This is a genomic window from Pseudomonas syringae pv. tomato str. DC3000 (assembly GCF_000007805.1).
In the GTDB taxonomy this organism is placed as follows: Bacteria; Pseudomonadota; Gammaproteobacteria; order Pseudomonadales; family Pseudomonadaceae; genus Aquipseudomonas; species Aquipseudomonas avellanae.
This window is the reverse complement of record NC_004578.1, coordinates 1,032,497-1,052,903: the sequence shown is the minus strand read 5'-3', so window position 1 is coordinate 1,052,903 and position 20,407 is coordinate 1,032,497. Positions and strand designations below refer to the sequence as shown.

At 61.5% G+C, this 20,407-nt stretch carries 14 protein-coding genes; 11 read left to right on the top strand and 3 right to left on the bottom strand.

Going from position 1 to position 20,407, the window contains the following annotated elements; all coding sequences use genetic code 11:
* The first annotated feature begins 194 nt into the window (after positions 1 to 194).
* The 11 genes from gluQRS to PSPTO_RS05050 all read left to right on the top strand — a co-directional run bounded on the left by gluQRS (position 195) and on the right by PSPTO_RS05050 (position 14,571).
* Entirely contained in the window at positions 195 to 1,082 is an 888-nt protein-coding gene (gene gluQRS / locus PSPTO_RS05100; protein ID WP_007246099.1) for a tRNA glutamyl-Q(34) synthetase GluQRS, read from the top strand.
* A 98-nt stretch (positions 1,083 to 1,180) separates the two neighbouring features.
* The gene (locus PSPTO_RS05095; protein ID WP_002552060.1) at positions 1,181 to 1,357 is read left to right on the top strand and encodes a hypothetical protein; all 177 of its coding nucleotides are present in this window, start codon (positions 1,181 to 1,183) and stop codon (positions 1,355 to 1,357) included.
* On the top strand, positions 1,341 to 4,295 hold the full coding sequence (locus PSPTO_RS05090; RefSeq protein ID WP_017684227.1) for a sensor histidine kinase: 2,955 nt from the start codon (positions 1,341 to 1,343) through the stop codon (positions 4,293 to 4,295). Before PSPTO_RS05095 ends, PSPTO_RS05090 begins: the two co-directional genes overlap by 17 nt.
* A 22-nt stretch (positions 4,296 to 4,317) precedes the next feature.
* Positions 4,318 to 5,754: a sigma-54-dependent transcriptional regulator gene (locus PSPTO_RS05085; protein WP_011103371.1), complete on the top strand. Its 1,437-nt coding sequence runs from the start codon at positions 4,318 to 4,320 to the stop codon at positions 5,752 to 5,754.
* 700 nt (positions 5,755 to 6,454) lie between these two features.
* Complete coding sequence (locus tag PSPTO_RS05080) at positions 6,455 to 7,858, top strand: polynucleotide adenylyltransferase PcnB (RefSeq protein ID WP_003382274.1); 1,404 nt, start codon at positions 6,455 to 6,457, stop codon at positions 7,856 to 7,858.
* Positions 7,851 to 8,357 (top strand): 2-amino-4-hydroxy-6-hydroxymethyldihydropteridine diphosphokinase, encoded by a 507-nt coding sequence (gene folK / locus PSPTO_RS05075; protein WP_011103370.1) that lies wholly within the window; start codon positions 7,851 to 7,853, stop codon positions 8,355 to 8,357. Before PSPTO_RS05080 ends, folK begins: the two co-directional genes overlap by 8 nt.
* A 228-nt stretch (positions 8,358 to 8,585) precedes the next feature.
* On the top strand, positions 8,586 to 9,386 hold the full coding sequence (gene panB / locus PSPTO_RS05070) for a 3-methyl-2-oxobutanoate hydroxymethyltransferase (protein ID WP_005770519.1): 801 nt from the start codon (positions 8,586 to 8,588) through the stop codon (positions 9,384 to 9,386).
* Positions 9,383 to 10,234 (top strand): pantoate--beta-alanine ligase, encoded by an 852-nt coding sequence (gene panC, locus PSPTO_RS05065; protein WP_007246105.1) that lies wholly within the window; start codon positions 9,383 to 9,385, stop codon positions 10,232 to 10,234. The genes panB and panC overlap by 4 nt, the downstream gene beginning before the upstream one ends.
* Positions 10,235 to 10,476: 242 nt before the next feature.
* Positions 10,477 to 12,141: a glucose-6-phosphate isomerase gene (pgi, locus tag PSPTO_RS05060; protein WP_011103369.1), complete on the top strand. Its 1,665-nt coding sequence runs from the start codon at positions 10,477 to 10,479 to the stop codon at positions 12,139 to 12,141.
* Positions 12,142 to 12,387: 246 nt separating this feature from the next.
* Positions 12,388 to 13,254, top strand: coding sequence for an oxygenase MpaB family protein (locus tag PSPTO_RS05055; RefSeq protein ID WP_011103368.1), 867 nt, complete (start codon positions 12,388 to 12,390; stop codon positions 13,252 to 13,254).
* 138 nt (positions 13,255 to 13,392) lie between these two features.
* Positions 13,393 to 14,571, top strand: a complete 1,179-nt coding sequence (locus tag PSPTO_RS05050; RefSeq protein WP_011103367.1) for an acetyl-CoA C-acetyltransferase — start codon at positions 13,393 to 13,395, stop codon at positions 14,569 to 14,571.
* Positions 14,572 to 14,592: 21 nt separating this feature from the next.
* Here PSPTO_RS05050 and PSPTO_RS05045 read toward each other — a convergent pair whose 3' ends face one another.
* The 3 genes from PSPTO_RS05045 to ptsP are packed head-to-tail and all read right to left on the bottom strand — an operon-like array spanning position 14,593 to position 20,168.
* On the bottom strand, positions 14,593 to 16,347 hold the full coding sequence (locus PSPTO_RS05045; RefSeq protein ID WP_011103366.1) for a PTS fructose-like transporter subunit IIB: 1,755 nt from the start codon (positions 16,345 to 16,347) through the stop codon (positions 14,593 to 14,595).
* Between the two features lie 12 nt (positions 16,348 to 16,359).
* Positions 16,360 to 17,301 (bottom strand): 1-phosphofructokinase, encoded by a 942-nt coding sequence (pfkB, locus tag PSPTO_RS05040; protein ID WP_007246110.1) that lies wholly within the window; start codon positions 17,299 to 17,301, stop codon positions 16,360 to 16,362.
* The gene (ptsP, locus tag PSPTO_RS05035; protein ID WP_011103365.1) at positions 17,301 to 20,168 is read right to left on the bottom strand and encodes a phosphoenolpyruvate--protein phosphotransferase; all 2,868 of its coding nucleotides are present in this window, start codon (positions 20,166 to 20,168) and stop codon (positions 17,301 to 17,303) included. Before ptsP ends, pfkB begins: the two co-directional genes overlap by 1 nt.
* Between the last annotated feature and the right edge of the window lie 239 nt (positions 20,169 to 20,407).

Sequence of the window (20,407 nt, the reverse complement as noted above, 5' to 3'; positions counted from 1 at the left end):
GCATCCCCCGGATCAGCGACAGGACTCAGCCGTCACTTACGTCGCACTCTGCGTCGTCAGTGCCATCGCGACAGAAAAGCGCTTTTTTATAGGCAGTGACGACGCACAGGGCATGGCGTTGTGTTGCAGCATAACGTGGCGACCCACCGCGTTTCGCTTGCCCACTCAAGCTAGCCACCCGTAACATCCCGCCCATGAAAAAACCGGCCTATATCGGGCGCTTTGCGCCGACTCCCAGTGGTTATCTGCATTTTGGCTCGCTGGTCGCAGCGCTGGCGTCTTATCTGGATGCCCGTGCGGTGGGCGGTCAGTGGCTGTTGCGCATGGAAGACCTCGACCCTCCGCGCGAGGTGGCTGGCGCGCAAGTGGCGATTCTTGAAACACTCGAGCGCTATGGCTTTGAATGGGACGGCGAGATGGTCCGGCAAAGCGAGCGCCATGACGCCTACGCCGATATTCTTCAACGCTGGTTCAATCATGGCCTGGCCTATGCCTGCACCTGCTCGCGCAAGCAGCTCGAGGCCTTTGAAGGCGTGTACCCCGGTTTCTGCCGCGATGCAGGGCATGCGGCGGAGAACGCTGCTATCCGCATTCGCGTGCCGGAGCTGGAGTATCGTTTCGAGGACCGGGTTCAGGGCACATTCCACATGCACCTTGGGCGCGAAAGCGGCGACTTTGTGATCCGCAGGCGCGACGGTCTGTATGCCTATCAACTCGCCGTCGTCATCGATGACGCCTGGCAAGGTGTCACTGATATTGTGCGCGGTGCCGATCTGCTCGACTCCACCCCCCGCCACTTGTATCTGCAGGAATTGCTGGGCCTGCCCCAGCCGCGCTACCTGCATGTACCGTTGATTACCCAGCCGGACGGTCACAAGCTCGGTAAATCCTATCGCTCCCCGCCTTTGCCTGCCGATCAGGCGACACCGCTCCTGCTGCGGGCGCTGCGAGCACTGGGGCAACCGGTCGACGCGCACATGGCCGATGGCACCGCGCAAGAAGTGCTTGCCTGGGGTATCCGGCACTGGAATGCTTCGCTCATACCGCGACAGCGCACTATTGAAGAAGCCCGGATAGCCTGATCCAGAGCGGTCGCTGCAAACTGCGATGCAAGGATGCTTGCAGGTTGTCCGGCATCCGTTAACATGCCGCTCCTCATCTACCAGCGCAGGGAGACCAGATGTACATTTACCGGTTGGTTTTGCTTCTGGTGGTAGGCATTTATCTGTTTTCTCCGGCCATCATGGACTGGTGGATCGACGCGACCGGCGCCTGGTATCGGCCCTACATGCTGTGGCTGATCCTGATCGTGGTGACTTTCATTCTGCAGAGCCAGCGAGATGCCGATGAGCTTTAGCCTGACGCAGATGCTGCTGGTCAGCGCCGCTTATCTGCTGGTGCTGTTCGGTGTGGCCTGGATCAGCGAGCGCGGGCTGATTCCGCGCTGGATCATTCGCCACCCTCTGACCTACACCCTGTCGCTCGGTGTATACGCCAGCGCTTGGGCGTTCTACGGCACGGTCGGTCTGGCCTACCAGTATGGCTACGGCTTTCTGTCCAGCTACCTCGGGGTTTCCGGGGCGTTTCTGCTCGCGCCAGTGCTGCTATACCCGATCCTGAAAATTACCCGCACCTATCAGTTATCATCGCTGGCCGACCTGTTCGCCTTCCGCTTTCGCAGCACCTGGGCCGGCGCGCTGACCACGGTGTTCATGCTGATCGGCGTGCTGCCGTTGCTGGCCTTGCAGATTCAGGCCGTGGCCGACTCCATCGGCATCCTGACCCGCGAACCCGTGCAAGACCGCGTCGCCGTGGCATTTTGCGCGTTGATCACCCTGTTCACGATCTTCTTTGGCTCGCGACACATCGCAACCCGTGAGAAGCACGAAGGCCTGGTGTTCGCCATCGCCTTTGAATCGCTGATCAAGCTGATCGCCATGGGCGGCGTCGGGCTGTATGCCTTGTATGGCGTGTTCGACGGCCCGCAACAGCTCGAGCTGTGGCTGTTGCAGAATCAGACCGCCCTCGCCTCGCTGCACACACCGTTGCAGGAAGGCCCGTGGCGCACGCTGCTGCTGGTGTTCTTCGCCTCAGCCATCGTCATGCCGCACATGTACCACATGACCTTCACGGAAAACCTCAACCCGCGCTCGCTGGTCAGTGCCAGCTGGGGGTTGCCGCTGTTTCTGCTGTTGATCAGCCTGGCCGTGCCGCTGATTCTGTGGGCCGGGCTCAAGCTGGGTGCCACCACCAGCCCGGAATATTTCACCCTCGGAATCGGTATCGCCGCCAACAGCAAGTCGCTGGCCTTGCTGGCCTATGTCGGCGGGCTTTCGGCCGCCAGCGGGCTGATTATCGTCACCACCCTGGCGTTGTCGGGCATGGCGCTCAACCACCTGGTGCTGCCGCTTTATCAGCCACCGGCTGAAGGCAATATCTATCGCTGGCTGAAGTGGACCCGACGCGGCCTGATCGTAGCGATTATCGCGTTGGGTTACGGCTTCTACCTGATGCTGGGCGCACAACAGGATCTGGCCAATCTGGGCATCGTGGCTTTCGTGGCAACCCTGCAGTTCCTGCCCGGCGTGCTGTCGGTGCTGTACTGGCCGACCGCCAACCGGCGTGGCTTCATCGCCGGCCTGCTGGCCGGGATCAGCGTCTGGGCGGTCAGCATGTTGCTGCCGCTGATCGGCAACCTGCAGGGCTTCTATATTCCCTGGCTGAACATGATCTACGTGCTGGACGACACCAGTTGGCACATGGCAGCTATCGCGTCGCTCGCAGCCAACGTGCTGCTGTTTACCCTGATCTCGCTGTTCACCAACGCCAGCCCCGAAGAAGTCAGCGCCGCCGAGGCCTGCGCCGTCGACAACATGCGTCGCCCGCAGCGCCGCGAGCTGCATGCCGTTTCGCCTCAGGAGTTCGCCACCCAACTGGCCAAGCCGTTGGGCGCGAAAGCCGCACAAAAAGAGGTCGAACAGGCGCTGCGCGACCTCTACCTGCCGTTCGACGAGCGCCGCCCTTATGCGTTGCGCCGCCTGCGTGACCGGATCGAAGCCAACCTGTCCGGGCTGATGGGGCCAAGCGTCGCCCAGGACATGGTCGAAACCTTCCTGCCGTACAAGTCAGGCAGTGAAAAATACGTCACCGAAGACATCCATTTCATCGAAAGCCGGCTTGAGGACTACCACTCGCGCCTGACCGGCCTGGCCGCCGAACTCGACGCCTTGCGCCGCTACCACCGTCAGACGCTGCAAGAGCTACCGATGGGCGTCTGCTCGCTGGCCGAAGATCAGGAGATCCTGATGTGGAACCGGGCCATGGAAGAACTGACCGGAATCGTCGCCCAACGGGTGGTCGGCTCGCGCCTGGACACCATTGCCGAACCCTGGAAAGGCCTGCTGACCGGTTTCACCAGCCTTCCCGATGAGCATTTGCACAAGCAGAAGCTCGGGCTGGACGGGCAGACCCGCTGGCTGAACCTGCACAAAGCGGCCATCAACGAGCCTCTCGCGCCAGGCAACAGCGGGCTGGTCGTGCTGGTCGAAGACCTCACCGACACTCAGATGCTCGAAGACAAACTGGTGCATTCGGAACGCCTGGCCAGCATCGGCCGCCTGGCGGCAGGCGTGGCGCACGAGATTGGCAACCCGATCACCGGCATTGCCTGCCTTGCGCAGAACCTGCGTGAAGAGCGCGAAGAAGACGGCGAACTGAAAGAAATCAGCAGCCAGATCCTCGAGCAGACCAAACGTGTGTCGCGCATCGTTCAGTCACTAATGAGCTTCGCCCACGCAGGCGCGCACCAGCACAGCGACGAAGCCGTCTGTCTGGCCGAAGTGGCCCAGGATGCCATTGGTCTGCTGGCCCTTAACCGGCGCAATTTCGAAGTGCACTTCTATAACCTGTGCAACCCCGAGCATTGGGCCGTTGGCGATCCGCAGCGGTTGGCACAGGTGCTGATCAATCTGCTCTCCAACGCGCGCGATGCCTCCCCGGCAGGCAGCGCCGTGCGGGTCAGAAGCGAAGCATCCGAGCACACTGTGGACCTCATCGTCGAAGACGAAGGCAGTGGGATTTCAAAGGCAATCATGGACAGATTGTTCGAGCCGTTCTTCACCACCAAGGACCCTGGCGAGGGAACCGGACTTGGCCTTGCGCTGGTCTATTCCATCGTTGAAGAGCATTATGGACAAATCACCATCGACAGCCCGGCAGATCCCGAGCAGCAGCGTGGTACCCGTATTCGGGTGACCTTGCCACGCCATGTCGACGCGACGTCCACCGCGAACTGAGACCGTCGAGAGAACTGAATCAATGCCGCATATTTTGATCGTCGAAGACGAAACGATTATCCGCTCAGCCCTGCGTCGCCTGCTTGAACGCAATCAATATGAAGTCAGTGAAGCCGGTTCCGTTCAGGAGGCTCAGGAACGCTTCAGCATTCCCTCGTTTGATCTGATCGTCAGCGACCTGCGCTTGCCGGGCGCACCGGGGACCGAACTGATCAAGCTGGGCGAAGGCAAACCGGTGCTGATCATGACCAGCTACGCCAGCCTGCGCTCGGCGGTCGATTCAATGAAGATGGGCGCGGTGGACTACATCGCCAAGCCTTTCGATCACGTCGAAATGCTCCAGGCCGTTTCGCGCATCCTGCGCGATCGCCAGACTGTCAAAAGTCTCCAGGATGAGCGCAGCGTGCTGGCCGCCAAGGCGAGCAGCGCCGACACTCCCGCAGTGCAGAACCACAATGGCGAGATCGGCATCATTGGCTCCTGCCCCCCCATGCTCGATCTCTACAGCAAGATTCGCAAAGTCGCACCGACCGACTCCAACGTTCTGGTTCAGGGCGAGTCGGGCACCGGTAAAGAACTGGTTGCCCGCGCGCTGCACAACCTGTCGCGCCGCGCCAAGGCGCCGATGATTTCCGTCAACTGCGCGGCCATCCCGGAATCGCTGATCGAATCCGAATTGTTCGGTCACGAAAAAGGCGCGTTCACCGGTGCCAGCGCAGGCCGTGCAGGCCTGGTTGAAGCAGCCGACGGCGGCACGCTGTTTCTCGATGAAATCGGTGAACTGCCGCTGGAAGCTCAGGCCCGCCTGCTGCGCGTGTTGCAGGAAGGTGAAATTCGACGCGTCGGCTCGGTGCAATCGCAGAAGGTCGATGTGCGCCTGATCGCCGCGACCCACCGGGACCTCAAGACGCTGGCCAAAAATGGCGAGTTTCGTGAAGACCTGTTCTACCGCCTGCACGTCATAGCCCTGAAGCTGCCGGCCCTGCGTGAGCGTGGCAGCGACATACTGGAAATTGCCCGTGCGTTTCTCGTGCGCCAGAGCGCCAAGGTCGGTCGCGACGACCTCAAGTTTGCCCCCGACGCCGAACAGGCCATCCGTCATTACAGCTGGCCGGGCAACGTGCGCGAACTGGAAAACGCCGTGGAACGCTCAGTGATCCTTTGCGAGAACCCGGAAATCACCGCCGACCTGCTGGGTATCGACATCGAACTGGACGGTCTGGACGACGATGAGTACATGGGCATGGCACCGCTGCCAGGCTCTTCCAGCTCGACAGGCAACGAGCCGGCCGAAGACCTGTCGCTTGAAGACTACTTTCAGCACTTTGTTCTGGAGCATCAGGACCACATGACCGAAACCGAGCTGGCGCGCAAACTGGGCGTCAGTCGCAAGTGCCTGTGGGAACGCCGTCAGCGTCTGGGCATTCCGCGTCGCAAGGGTGTGGCCAACGAAACGTAAAGCGCTGCGCAAGGCTCTGGCACGCGGTGCACAGGGCTGCGTGCAAACTGTTACCGCAAGCACTTCACGTAACAAAAGCCGGGTCTTACGGTAACGCAGGCCCGGCTTTTTTGTGCTCCGGGAAAACCGCCAATCACCGCAAAGCCCCGGTTTATGGGGCTTTGCAAAAGTTGGCACAGCTTCTGCTATATGCTTAGTACAAGAAAAACAACAAGCAGTACGACACCCATAACAAGAACAATACGAATCGACTCACGCATAACAAGAACAACACGGCGGAGGCGCAGCTAACTGATTCTTTTGGAGAGGAGTTGTATTTGGGGCTTGCCCCGCAACCAGGCCGAGAACAATAAAAACTACCCTTAGGTAGCGCCTGAACTGGTTGGATCGAATGATCATTGCAACGCAGCGACCAAAGCAATCCGTTTGCTCTTGACTCCCGACTGGGAGGGTTCACAGACAAAAGTCTCGTGAATGGGCACTCAACAAAAACAAGAAGCCCGTACAGAAAATAAAAATAAAGAGCACACACTTTGGGGGAGCTTCGGCTCCCCCAGTAGCTTCCAGACCCTATCTGCGCCGTAGTGTGTCCCTTCCGCGACAGCTTCCTACACCATCCCTCGACTAAATGCTAGAATCCCCGCCCATCATGCGGTCATTCCACGTTTTTGGCCGAATATTCCTTCAAACAGTGCATCCCATGCTGAAGAAGTTGTTCCAGTCATTTCGTTCCCCACTGCGCAAACCGCAGCAACACACGCGCACCACGCCTGAAGTGCTCAATAGCAGCCAGCATTCGCTGCAACGCAGCCAGTTCAGCCGTTATGCCGTCAATATTGTCGAGCGTCTGCAAAATGCAGGCTATCAGGCCTATCTGGTCGGTGGCTGCGTACGCGACATGATGCTCAATATCACGCCCAAGGATTTTGACGTCGCCACCAGTGCCACGCCTGAACAAGTGCGTGCCGAGTTCCGCAATGCGCGGATCATTGGCCGCCGGTTCAAGCTGGTGCACATCCACTTCGGTCGTGAAATCATCGAAGTGGCGACGTTCCGCGCCAATCATCCACAGGATGATGAAGAAGAGGACAGCAACCAGTCCTCGCGCAATGAAAGCGGACGCATCCTGCGTGACAACGTTTACGGCACGCTTGAAGAAGACGCTCAGCGTCGCGACTTCACGATCAATGCGCTGTATTACGACCCGGTCAGCGAGCGTGTTCTGGATTACGCCAACGGCGTGCATGACATCCGCAATCGTCTGATCCGCCTGATCGGCGACCCCGAGCAGCGTTACAAGGAAGACCCGGTGCGCATGCTGCGTGCCGTGCGCTTCGCGGCCAAACTGGATTTCGGCATCGAGAAGCACAGCGCTCAGCCGATCCGCGCACTGGCACCGATGCTGCGCGATATTCCTTCGGCGCGCCTGTTCGAAGAGGTGCTCAAGCTGTTCCTCTCCGGCTACGCCGCGCCGACGTTCGAGATGCTGGTTGACCTGGAGCTGTTCGAGCCCCTGTTCCCGGCCAGTTCAAAAGCGCTGGAATACAACCCGACCTACACCCACACGCTGATCAGCAATGCGCTGATCAACACTGACCTGCGCATCAAGCAGAACAAACCGGTCACCCCGGCGTTCCTGTTTGCCGCCCTGCTCTGGCCTGCGCTGCCAGCCAAGGTGCTGCGTGCCCAGGAACGTGGCATGCCGCCGATTGCAGCCATGCAGGACGCCGCTCACGAGCTGATCATCGAGCAGTGCCAGCGCATCGCGATTCCCAAGCGCTTTACCCTGCCGATCCGCGAAATCTGGGACATGCAGGAGCGCCTGCCGCGTCGTTCGGGCAAACGTGCCGACCTGTTGCTGGACAACTCGCGCTTCCGTGCCGGCTACGACTTCCTGCTGCTACGCGAAAGCGCGGGCGAGCAGACTGACGGTCTGGGCCAATGGTGGACCGATTATCAGGACTGCAACGACAGCGAACGTCGCGACATGATTCGTGACCTGAGCAACAAGCCAGAAGCCGCCGGCGCTGCTCCGCGCAAGCGTCGTCGCAACAGTGGCGCCAAACGCAAGCGCAGCAGTGGCGAGGCGCAAAGCGGTGAGTAAACCGCTGTTGACCACCGAACGCGTTTACATTGGCCTGGGCAGCAACCTTGCTGACCCGGCCGAGCAATTGCGCAGCGCCCTCAAGGCGCTGGCGCAACTGCCAGACAGCACGCTGATTGGCGTGTCTTCGTTCTATGTCAGCGACTCGCTGCTGCCCGGTCAACCGCGCTTTACCAATGCCGTCGCCGCGCTGGACACCACCCTGCCACCGCTGGCACTGCTTGATGCGTTACAGGCCATCGAGCTGGATCAGGGCCGTGAACGTCACGAACGCTGGGGGCCGCGCACCCTGGACCTCGATATTCTGCTGTTCGGCGAACGAGTCATGGACGAGCCACGCCTCAAGGTGCCGCACTATCACATGCAGGCACGCGCATTCGTGTTGTACCCGCTGGCTGAGCTGGCACCAGAGCTGACCCTGGCCGACGGGCGTGAGCTGACCCACCTGTTGAGTGAATGCCCGTTTACAGGTCTTGAGCGCCTGCCCGCCAGCGTATGAAGCCTGACTGTCACCGCACATGTGTAACCGGTTCGGCACACAGGTAACACCTGCAATTGACTTCACGCCCCCTCCTCACGAAGATAGGCCTCCCGCCGCTGCCGCACTGGCGAACGGGCGCGAAACAGGCCTTTGCAAAACACCGCGACACGACGGTGTGCCTGCTTTTCCAGGATGACTCTCACGCGCTGAGCACTCGGGTTCACAGCGCCTGATGGAGAACTTTACATGCCGAACATAACCGTTACGTCGCTGCTGGCCATGAAGCACAAGGGTGAGAAAATCACCATGCTGACCTGTTACGACGCAACCTTCGCCCACACGGCCTGCCAGGCGGGTGTCGAAGTGCTGCTGATAGGCGACTCGCTGGGCATGGTTTTACAGGGGCACGACAGCACCTTGCCGGTCACCACCGCCGAGACCGCCTATCACGTGGCCTGTGTGAAACGCGGCAATCAGGGCGCGCTGATTCTTGCCGACCTGCCGTTCATGGCCAACGCCACGCTGGAACAGACCTTCATCAACAGCACCACGCTGATGCAGGCCGGTGCGCACATGATCAAGGTCGAGGGCGCTGCGTGGCTGGGCGAATCGATCCGCCTGCTGGCAGAGCGCGGGATCCCGGTGTGCGCGCACATGGGCCTGACACCGCAGTCAGTCAATGTGCTGGGCGGTTACAAGGTTCAGGGCCGACTGGAAGCGCAGGCGCGGCAGATGCGCGCCGACGCCATCGCCCTGGAACAGGCAGGCGCCGCCATGATCCTGCTGGAGTGCGTGCCGAGCGAGCTGGCCGAAGAAATCACCCACGCGGTAAAGATTCCGGTCATCGGCATTGGCGCAGGCAGCGCCACCGACGGCCAGGTGCTGGTGTTGCACGACATGCTGGGCCTGTCCATCACCGGACGCGTACCCAAGTTCGTGAAAAACTTCATGATCGGTCAGCCCGACATTCAGTCGGCCATTCAGGCCTACGTCAGCGCCGTCAAAGACGTCAGTTTTCCGGCTATTGAACACGGATTCTCGGCATGAACACAGTAAAGACCGTACTGGAACTGCGCGCCGCCGTTGCGCGGGCACGCAGCGAAGGCAAGCGGATCGCGTTGACCCCGACCATGGGCAATCTGCACAGCGGCCACGCCGCACTGGTGAGCAAAGCGGCCCAGCGCGCTGACTTCGTGGTGGCGAGCATTTTCGTCAACCCGTTGCAGTTCGGCCCCAACGAAGACCTGGCCACCTACCCGCGTACGCTGGCGGCCGATCAGGAAAAGCTTCTGCAAGCCGGTTGCAACCTGTTGTTCACCCCAGGCGTCGAGGAAATGTACCCGCACGGCATGGCCGATCAGACCCTGGTCAGCGTCCCGCACCTGTCACAAGGCCTGTGTGGCGCCAGCCGCCCCGGCCATTTCGAAGGTGTCGCCACGGTGGTCAGCAAGCTATTCAATATGGTGCAGCCTGATCTGGCGATCTTCGGCGAGAAAGACTTCCAGCAACTGGCGGTGATTCGCGCCATGGTCCGCGACCTGAACATGCCTATCCAGATCATCGGCGAGCCGACCGTGCGCGCCGATGACGGTCTGGCGTTGTCATCGCGCAACGGCTATCTGGATGAAGCGCAGCGCGCTGCGGCACCGGCGCTGTATCAGGCCATTCGCCAGACAGCCGAGGCGATCAGCGCAGGCGAGCAGGACTTCGAGACGCTGTTGAACAGCAAGAAACAGCAACTGCAAGCGGCCGGCTTTCGCATCGACTATCTGGAAATACGTAATGCCGACAGCTTGCGCCCGACCACCGCCGAGGATCCCGACCTGGTGATTCTCGCCGCTGCGTTCATGGGTAAAACCCGCCTGATCGATAACCTGCACCTGACCAGGGGCTGAACGACTGCGCTGGCGGCAGTGAACTAAGCCACACCGCCAGTGCCCTATCGTTAACCATGACCGACAGCATTCGATTGAAAGCCCCGGCTCACCGTGTGCGAAAAAGTACCGGGGTCAAGTAAGGCGAAGCGCAGACAAACAGGTACGCGAAGGGTAGTCTGCTCTGCATAGCCAGTGAGAAAGCGTGCAACCTCGCTCCAATAATATCCAAAGACAGAATCAGTTAAAGGAAACCCGCAGCGATGGCGTACTACCGCAATCCTTCCGATGTGACCGCTATGCCTGCCTGGCAAGCGCTGACCAAACACCGCCAGGCCATGCAGGACTTCAGCATGCGCGAAGCGTTTACGGATGATCCCAAGCGCTTCAGCCAGTTTACGCTCAGCAGCGCCGGTCTGTTTCTGGACTACTCGAAAAACCTGATCACCGCCGAAACCCGTGACCTGCTGGTTGCGCTGGCCGGTGAAGTGGGCCTCAAGGACGCGATCAAGGCTCAATACTATGGCGAGCTGGTCAACTCATCCGAAGGTCGCCCGGCGCTGCACACCGCATTGCGTCGTCCGGTAGGCGACAAGCTGAAAGTCAACGGCGTCGATGTGATACCCGACGTTCACCGCGTGCTTAACCAGATGACCGAGCTGGTCGGCCGCATCCACGACGGCCTGTGGCGCGGTTACACCGAAAAGCCGATCACCGACGTGGTGAACATCGGCATCGGCGGCTCGTTCCTCGGCCCCGAGCTGGTTTCCGAAGCGCTGGTGGCGTACGCGCACAAGGGTGTGCGTTGCCATTACCTGGCAAACATCGATGGCAGTGAGTTCCATGAACTGTCCATGAAGATCCGCGCCGAAACCACACTCTTCATCGTTTCGTCGAAATCCTTCAATACCCTCGAAACCCTGAAAAATGCCCAGGCCGCGCGCGCCTGGTACCTGGCGCAGGGCGGCTCGGAAGTCGAACTGCATCGCCACTTCATTGCGGTCTCCAGCAACAATGCGGCAGCGGTCGCGTTCGGTATCCGTGAAGAAAACATCTTCCCGATGTGGGACTGGGTCGGCGGCCGTTATTCGCTGTGGTCGGCTATTGGTCTGCCTATCGCGCTGGCCATCGGCATGTCCAACTTCAAGGAACTGCTGTCCGGCGCCTACACCATGGACCAGCACTTCCAGAGCGCCCCTTTCGACCAGAACATGCCCGTGCTGCTCGCGCTGCTGGGTGTCTGGTACGGCAACTTCTGGAACGCGCAGAGCCACGCGATCCTGCCGTACGACCACTACCTGCGCAACATCACCAAACACTTGCAACAGCTGGACATGGAATCCAACGGCAAAAGCGTTCGCCAGGACGGCACGCCGGCACTCACGGATACCGGCCCGGTCATCTGGGGTGGCGTAGGTGCCAATGGGCAGCACGCTTACCACCAGTTGCTGCACCAAGGCACACAGATGATCCCGGCCGACTTCATCGTGCCGATCGTCAGCTTCAACCCGGTTGCCGACCACCATCAATGGCTCTATGCCAACTGCCTGTCGCAAAGCCAGGCGTTGATGATGGGCAAGACCCGCGCCGAAGCCGAAGCCGAGCTGCGTGACAAGGGCATGAGCGAGGAAGAGGTGCAAAAACTCGCACCGCACAAGGTCATCCCCGGCAACCGTCCGAGCAACACGCTGGTGGTCGAACGTATCAGCCCGCGTCGCCTTGGCGCGCTGGTGGCCATGTATGAGCACAAAGTGTTCGTACAGAGCGTGATCTGGGGCACCAACGCCTTTGACCAATGGGGTGTGGAGCTGGGCAAGGAAATGGGCAAGGCTGTGTACCAGCGTCTGACCGGCGGCACTGAAGAACCGGCAGACGATGCATCGACCCAGGGCCTGATCAACTACTTCCGCGGCCGTCACCGCGGCTAAGCGCAATAGCCCCCCAGGCTCCGTGCTACACACAAGCTCGCTCTTGATTCTGGCCGAAGGCCGTGGGAGCGAACTTGTTCGCGAAGGGGCCGCTACATTCGCCAAAAATATATCGTCTGAAATACCGTATTCGCGAACAAGTTCGCTCCCACGCCCTGCGGGCAGAAGCTCGGGGCCTCAGGGCTTGTGTCTAACCATGAGTGCGTAACGGGGTTCACTCCCCCCCCCCCGATGCATGAGCCCGACATGGAATTCATCCGTACCCGCATCGAAACCCAGATCATCAGCCTCACCGGCCTGGCCCTCGGTCAACTGGACCTGGAGAACCCCAAAGGCGATCCGGGTCTGTTTGGCCCGCAGTCGGTGTGCTGGAAGGTGCATGGCGACTTCACCAGCATGCTGGTCGGCGGCATCAGCGCGCTGATGTTGCAGGCGCTGCATCCTTTGGCATTGGCGGGTATATGGGACCATTCCAGCTTTCGCCAGGACATGCTCGGCCGGCTGCGGCGTACCGGGCAGTTTCTGTCCGGCACCACCTATGGCTCCACACGGGACGCCAACTGGCTGATCGACAAGGTGCGCACCATTCACCTGAACGTCACCGGCACGGCGCCTGACGGTCGTCCTTACGCCGCCAGCGACCCGGACCTGCTGACCTGGGTGCACGTCGCCGAAGTCAGCAGCTTTCTTGCCGCGCATTTGCGCTATAGCAATCCGGCGCTGTCACTGGCCGACCAGGACCTGTATTACGCCGAAACCGCGCTGATCGCAGAACGCCTGGGCGCCGGCGACGTGCCGCGCTCCCGACAGGCCATCGCGGACTATCTGGCAGACATCCGCGGGCAACTGGTGTGCGATGAGCGCAGCCGCGAGGTGCTGCGCCTGCTGCTCGACGCGCCTGCACCCAACTGGCTGGCCAAACCCTTCGGCGTGCTGATGATGCGCGCCGGAGTCGACCTGTTACCCGACTGGGCCAGCGAGATGCTCAACGTCACTCAAGGCCCGGTGCAACGCAGGCTGATCAGGCTGGGCGTCAACAACACCGCGCCCATCCTGCGCTGGGCAGTGCGCGACGGCTCGGCGCAGCGCGCCAAACGACGCATGGGCATCTAAGCCCCCCACACACGCAGCAAAACGTGACCGAGCGGTTCGCGGTTGGAACCGGCACGCCCATCTGTGACACCATGAGCCTCTTGATCAAAGCGCTACCGCTCTGCCGGTTCAGCCCCAAAAACAATGAGGATCAGCACCATGCAAGACGTCGTTATCGTCGCCGCCACCCGCACCGCCGTGGGCAGTTTCCAGGGTTCACTGGCCGCCGTCCCAGCTGTCGATCTGGGCGCAGCGGTCATTCGCCAACTGTTGGCCCAGACCGGTGTGGACGGCGCGCTGGTCGATGAAGTCATCATGGGCCAGGTGCTGACCGCTGGCGCTGGCCAGAATCCGGCACGCCAGGCCGCTATCAAGGCGGGCCTGCCCTTCTCCGTGCCGGCCATGACCCTCAACAAGGTCTGCGGCTCGGGCCTCAAGACGCTGCACCTGGCGACCCAGGCCATTCGCTGCGGTGATGCCGACATAGTCATCGCTGGCGGACAGGAAAACATGAGCCTGTCCAATTACGTCCTGCCGGGCGCACGCACCGGTTTGCGCATGGGCCATGCCAGCATGATCGACACGATGATAACCGACGGCCTGTGGGATGCCTTCAACGATTACCACATGGGCATCACTGCCGAAAACCTGGCGCAGAAGTACGAGATCAGTCGTGAAGCCCAGGATGCCTTCGCGGCCTTGTCTCAGCAAAAAGCCATCGCCGCTATCGAAGCCGGGCGCTTTGTCGATGAAATCACCCCGATCCTGATCCCGCAGCGCAAAGGCGAGCCGTTGTCCTTCGCCACTGACGAACAGCCGCGGGCGGGCACCACGGCTGAAACACTCGGCAAACTCAAACCCGCCTTCAAGAAGGACGGCACCGTCACGGCGGGCAATGCATCGTCGCTCAACGACGGCGCTGCCGCAGTGATGTTGATGAGCGCGACCAAGGCAGAGCAGTTGGGCTTGCCGGTACTCGCGCACATCGCGGGATACGCCAACGCAGGTGTCGACCCGGCCATCATGGGCATCGGCCCGGTCAGCGCGACCCGCCGCTGCCTGGACAAGGCCGGTTGGTCACTGGACGAACTAGACCTGATCGAAGCCAACGAAGCGTTCGCCGCGCAGTCGCTGTCAGTCGGCAAAGAATTGGGGCTGGACCCGCAGAAGCTCAACGTCAACGGCGGCGCAATCGCCATTGGCCACCCCATTGGCGCATCAGGCTGCCGCGTGCTGGTGACGCTACTGCACGAGATGATCAGGCGTGATGCGAAAAAAGGCCTGGCCACGCTGTGTATCGGCGGTGGCCAGGGTGTTGCCCTCGCGCTGGCACGCTGAGGGCGTTTATAACGTGGTCATTCAGGCGCCGGCGGGCGCCGCTTCCAGCTCGACAGGCTCAGGCCGCTTGATCAGCGCGTAGACCACACCGGTCAGTACGCTACCGGCAACAATCGCCAGCAGATAAAGCAGCGCATGGTTGATGGCGTTAGGGATCAGCATCACGAACAGCCCGCCGTGCGGTGCCATCAGCTTGCAGCCAAAATACATCGACAATGCACCGGTCAGCGCACCGCCAACTACACTGGCCGGAATCACCCGCAACGGGTCCTTGGCGGCGAATGGAATGGCACCTTCCGAAATGAAGCACAACCCCAGCACGAAGGCCGCCTTGCCTGCCTCACGCTCGCTTTGCGCGAACTTGCGGCGCGCCAGGAGGGTGGCGATGCCCATACCGATCGGCGGCACCATGCCAGCAGCCATCGCAGCGGCCATCGGCGCGTAGCTCTGTGACGCCAGCAGGCCGACCGAGAACGCATAGGAGGCCTTGTTGATCGGCCCGCCCAGATCGACACACATCATCGCGCCCAGCAACACGCCCAGCAGAATCGCGTTGGTGGTGCCCATGCTGTCGAGGAAGTGCGTCAGCGCTTCGAGCATGCCCGCCACCGGCTTGCCGACCACGTAGATCATCACCAGACCGGTGAACAGGCTCGACAGCAACGGAATGATCAGGATCGGCTTGAGCGCTTCGACGCTGGCAGGCAGGCGTGCATAACGGTTGATCGCCGCCGCGCTGTACCCGGCCAGAAAACCGGCGATGATACCGCCGATGAACCCGGCACCCAGCGTTGTCGCCAGCAAACCACCGATCATCCCCGGTGCCAGACCCGGACGGTCAGCAATCGAATAAGCAATGTAACCGGCCAGCAACGGCACCATCAGTTTGAACGCAGCTTCCCCGCCAATCTGCATCAAGGCCGCCGCCAGCGTGCCCTGCTCCTTGAACGCGGTAATGCCGAACACGAACGACAGCGCAATCAACAAACCACCCGCCACCACCATCGGCAGCATGAACGACACGCCGGTCAGCAGGTGCTTGTAGACCCCGGTCTTCTCTTGCTTGGCGGGCGACTTGGCGGTCGCCTCGTCAGATTCGACCTGACCTTCTGCCAAGGACTTTTTCAGCGTCGCTTCGGATTGCTTCAGCGCAATCCCGGTGCCGCAACGGTAGATTTTCTTGCCCGCAAAACGGTCGGTGTTGACCTCGATATCGGCAGCCAGCAACACCACGTCGGCATCAGCAATGGCTTGAGCACTGAGTGGATTGCGCGCGCCGACCGACCCCTGGGTTTCGACCTGCAGGTCATAATCCAGACGCTTGGCCGCCTGCTGGATCGCCTCGGCGGCCATGAATGTGTGCGCAACACCGGTCGGGCAGGCCGTGATCGCAACGATGCGCGGTTTTGCCCCGGCGTTGCCAACGGAAGTTCCAGTGGCTTGAGGCGCGGCTGCCTGAGACGCCACATACACCTGTGCCTCTTTCGCGACGCGTTGCAGAAACCCGTCTACATCCTGTAACGCATGGGCAGGCGAGTCCTGAAACAGACGCTTGCCGACAAAGCGGCTCAGGTCTACCGGGCCGGTATTGACCACCAGCACCAGATCAGCGGCCTGGATATCCTCAGGCGACAGCTGCTGATCGGCCTTGTTGGGGTCGATGATTTCGACGCTGGTTTCCCAGCCTTGGCGCAGTGCCGCCGCTTCGAGCAATCGTGCGCTGAGTACGCTGCTGACCTTGCCGTTCGGGCAGGCCGTAACTATGGCTAACTTCATGACGATCCTCTCTTATTGTTCTGTCAGGCTGCGTACAGTGACGCCGCCTTCAAGCCGTTTGAGTTGCGCGGCGTCGGTGATACCGAAACCGATCTGGGTCACGGCCATGGCGGCGATGGCCGTGGCGGTGCGCAAAATCTTCTGTGGCTCATGACCGCCGATCAGGCCGTGGACCATGCCCGCCAGCAGCGAATCCCCTGCACCTACCGTGCTGGCCACCGTGACCTTGGGCGGCAGCGAGTGCAGCGCCACACTCGGGCTGAACCAGTGAACGCCTTCGGAACCCTGCGAAATCACCACGTGTTCGATACCCTGCGCATGCAGGCGCGCAGCCGCCTCAGCTTGCGCGGCGATGGAAATGATCGGCGCGTCGAGCGCGTCGGCCAGTTCCTCGGTATTGGGCTTGATCAGCCACGGCCCGGCAGCAAGACCGGCACGCAAGGCCAGGCCGCTGCTGTCCAGCGCCACCTTCAGACCCAGGCCCTTGAGCATCAGCAAAAGCTTTTGCAGCCACTCGGGCGTGACGCCGCGCGGCAGGCTGCCCGCCACCACCACCACGTCGAAACCGGGGGCGATCTGTTCCACGCGGGCGAACAACGCTTGCTGCGCCGCTTCGCTGACCTGCGGCCCAGGACCGTTGAGGTCAGTGATGCGGCCACTGCTTTCGGCCATCTTGATGTTGCTGCGGGTTTCCCCTGGCACACGCACAAACTCGTCGACAAAGTGGCGACGCTCGAACAACGCCTCGAACGCCTGCTGATTGTCGATGCCGAGAAAACCGGCAACCGTCAGCTCATGGCCCAGGTCAGCCAGCACCTGCGCCACGTTGAGGCCCTTGCCCGCTGCGTGAGTGAGCATTGCATTGCTGCGGTTGACCTGGCCCAGTTCCAACTGCCCCAACTGTAGCGTCAGGTCCAGCGCCGGGTTCATGGTCAGGGTAAGAATCTTCGCCATTACACAGCCTCCACAAGCGCACGGACTTCTGCAGCGCTGCCCGCCGTCAGCGCTTTTTGCGCCAGTTGTTGAGCGCTGCTAAGGGTCAATTCACGGACACAGGCCTTGACCTCGCCAATGCTGCGCGCCGACACACTCAGTTCGTCCACGCCCAGGCCAACCAGCACCGGAACCGCCAGCGGGTCGGCGGCCAGTTCGCCACACACGCCCACCCATTTGCCATTGGCATGCGCGGCACGCACGGTCATGTCGATCAGTTGCAGCACCGAAGGGTGCAGGCCATCAGCCTGAGCCGACAGGGTCGGATGGCCGCGGTCGATGGCCATGGTGTATTGCGTCAGGTCATTGGTGCCGATGCTGAAGAAATCCACTTCCCTGGCCAGCACCGGAGCGATCAACGCGGCCGACGGCACTTCGATCATGATCCCCAGCTGCAGGTCGCTGACCGGAATTTCCGCGCGCAGTCGCTCGGTCATGGCACGCGCCTCACGCCACTCTTCAAGGGTGCCGATCATCGGGAACATGATGCGCAGCGGGCCGCTGTCGGCCGCGCGCAACAAAGCGCGAAGCTGGCTTTCCATGACATCGGGACGCTGCAGGGTCAGACGAATGCCGCGCACCCCCAGGAACGGGTTTTCTTCCTTGGCGATCGGCCAGTAAGGCAACGGCTTGTCGCCGCCGACGTCCAGCGTGCGCACCACCAGCGGACGACCGCCGAGGTCGGTCAGCACGCGGCGGTATTCAGCTTCCTGCGTGGCTTCGTCCGGCGCTTGGGAATGGGCCATGAATAGCAACTCGGTGCGCAGCAGACCAACGCCTTCGGCGCCCTGCTCCACCGCAGCGGGTGTGCCGGTGCTGTCGCCGATGTTGGCGAAGACTTCGACAGCGTGGCCGTCACGGGTCACAGCAGGTTCCATACGCGCTGCCGCTGCGGCCTTGAGTCGCTGCTCGCGGGCATCACGATCCTCAACCGCGCGCTGCAAGGTGGCTTGGTCAGGCGCTACGGTAAGGCGTCCACGCTGGCTGTCGAGCAACAGCACAGTGCCGGGCTTGAGCAGCAGCACTTCGTCACCGGCACCGACCAGCGCGGGAATGCCCAGCGCACGGGCAACAATGGCGCTGTGTGCGGTCGCGCCGCCGCGAGCGGTCAGAATACCGGCGACCTGCGCCGGGTCCAGACGGGCAACGTCGGACGGGCCGACTTCGTCCATCACCAAAATGTAGGGTTCGTCGGGCGCCGCAACGGTTTCAACGCCGCAGATCTGCGCCAGTACGCGCCGACCCACATCACGCAGGTCGGCGGCGCGCTCGGCCAGCAGCGCATCTTTGAGCTGCTCCTGCTGGACAGCCGCCGCTTCGATGACCGTGGCCCAGGCAGCGGCCGCACTTTCGTTGTCGTTCAGACGCTGCTCGACTTCGCGGATCAGTTCCGGGTCATCAAGCATCTCCTGGTGGGTGATGAAGATTTCACGGATGGCCTTGGACTTGCTGCGTTGAATCAGGTTTTCGATGTCGCGGCGCACTTCGCCGATGGCCGTCTGCAGACGCTCGCGCTCGGCCGCAACCGATTCGCCCTTTTGCGGGTAATCGAAGGTCTGCAACACTTGCACGTGCGCAGGGCCGATGGCGATACCAGGCGAGGCCGGCACAGCCGACAGCACACTGCCCGCAGCCGGTGCGTTAATCGGTTTGGCGACAGCAACAGGCGTCGGCGCAGCCTCAGGCTCGCTGGCAGCAGGCAATGGCTCGACTTCTTCGCCAAGCCCCTGCTCTACGGCGGCGATCAGCGCAGGCAGCGCATCGGCAGCGATGCTCGGCTCGGCAATGAACTCCAGTGTCTGACCACGACGCACGCCCAGGCTGAGCAGCTTGCTCAAACTCTTGGCCGACACCGCAGACTCGCCGGTTTCCAGCACGCGCACACGAACTTCGCCTTCGAATTCCTTGGCCAGTTGCGCCAGTATCTTGGCTGGACGGGCATGCAGGCCGTGCGCGTTGGCCAGTTGAATCTGTTGGGTCGGCCATTCAGCAGGCACTTCGCCGCCCAGCGCTTCAAGGACGACACGGCTGTTGGTTGCATGGCCCAGTTCATGGCCACGCCCTTCGATCAGCAGCAGACACAAGCGCTCGAGCAACGCCTGATGCGCTTCACCCAGGCTGGCAAGGCAGAACAGGCCGGTCAGCGGCTGACCCAGATAACGAATCGGTTTGTCTGGCGTCACAAACGCCAGGCCCGGACGCTTGACGGTCTGCTCACTGTGCAGCCACCACAGGCCGTCACCCAGTGAAAGGGCTTCGACCTGTTGCAGCACTGCGGCAAAACCGTTGCTCACACAGTCGGCCTTGCGCAGCAAACGCGCGCCACGCCAGACCAGTTCTTCAAAATCGTCGGCCGATACGCCGAGGCTGATCATCTGCGCATCGAGTGCCAGCTCTTGCGGCGCGCCCTGCAACAGCTTGAGCAGGTCTTCCGGGCTCTTCGCTTCACGCAGCGCCTGGCCCAGATCCTCTTCGCCCAGCGCGCGGGTCAGCAGTTGCAGCAGGCGCAAGTGCTCGTCGGACTTGGCCGCAATGCCAATCGCCAGGTAGACCATTTGCCCGTCCCCCCAATCCACTCCTTCGGGGAACTGCATGAGGCGCACGCCGGTGGTGAATACCAGGTCGCGGGTTTCGGGGGTGCCGTGGGGAATGGCGATGCCCTGACCGAGAAAGGTCGAGCCTTGCTGCTCGCGGTTCATCAGCCCGGTGAGGTAGCCCTCGGCGACCAGGCCATCAGCGACCAGGTGGTCGGCAAGCAGTTTCAGTGCGGCAGTTTTATCCACAGCCGACTGGGCCATGGATATTTGCCCCAGAGTGAGTTCGAGCATTGCCTTGACTCCTGTGCAGCGCCAGGGCGCCACCTGATTCTTGTTTTAATGGCGATCACATGTGATCGACAGCTAAGAGGATGAAAGTGATGCCCATCGAATATCCTATCGGACATCAGTTTCATCTCGATTGCAGCAGACAACAGGCGTGCTGAATCGTTTAATCTACAATTGCCCGGCACGTTACTCGATTCTGTGCGTTCATTGAAGCCCAGTCGGTCCGATCGCTGTAGGAGACT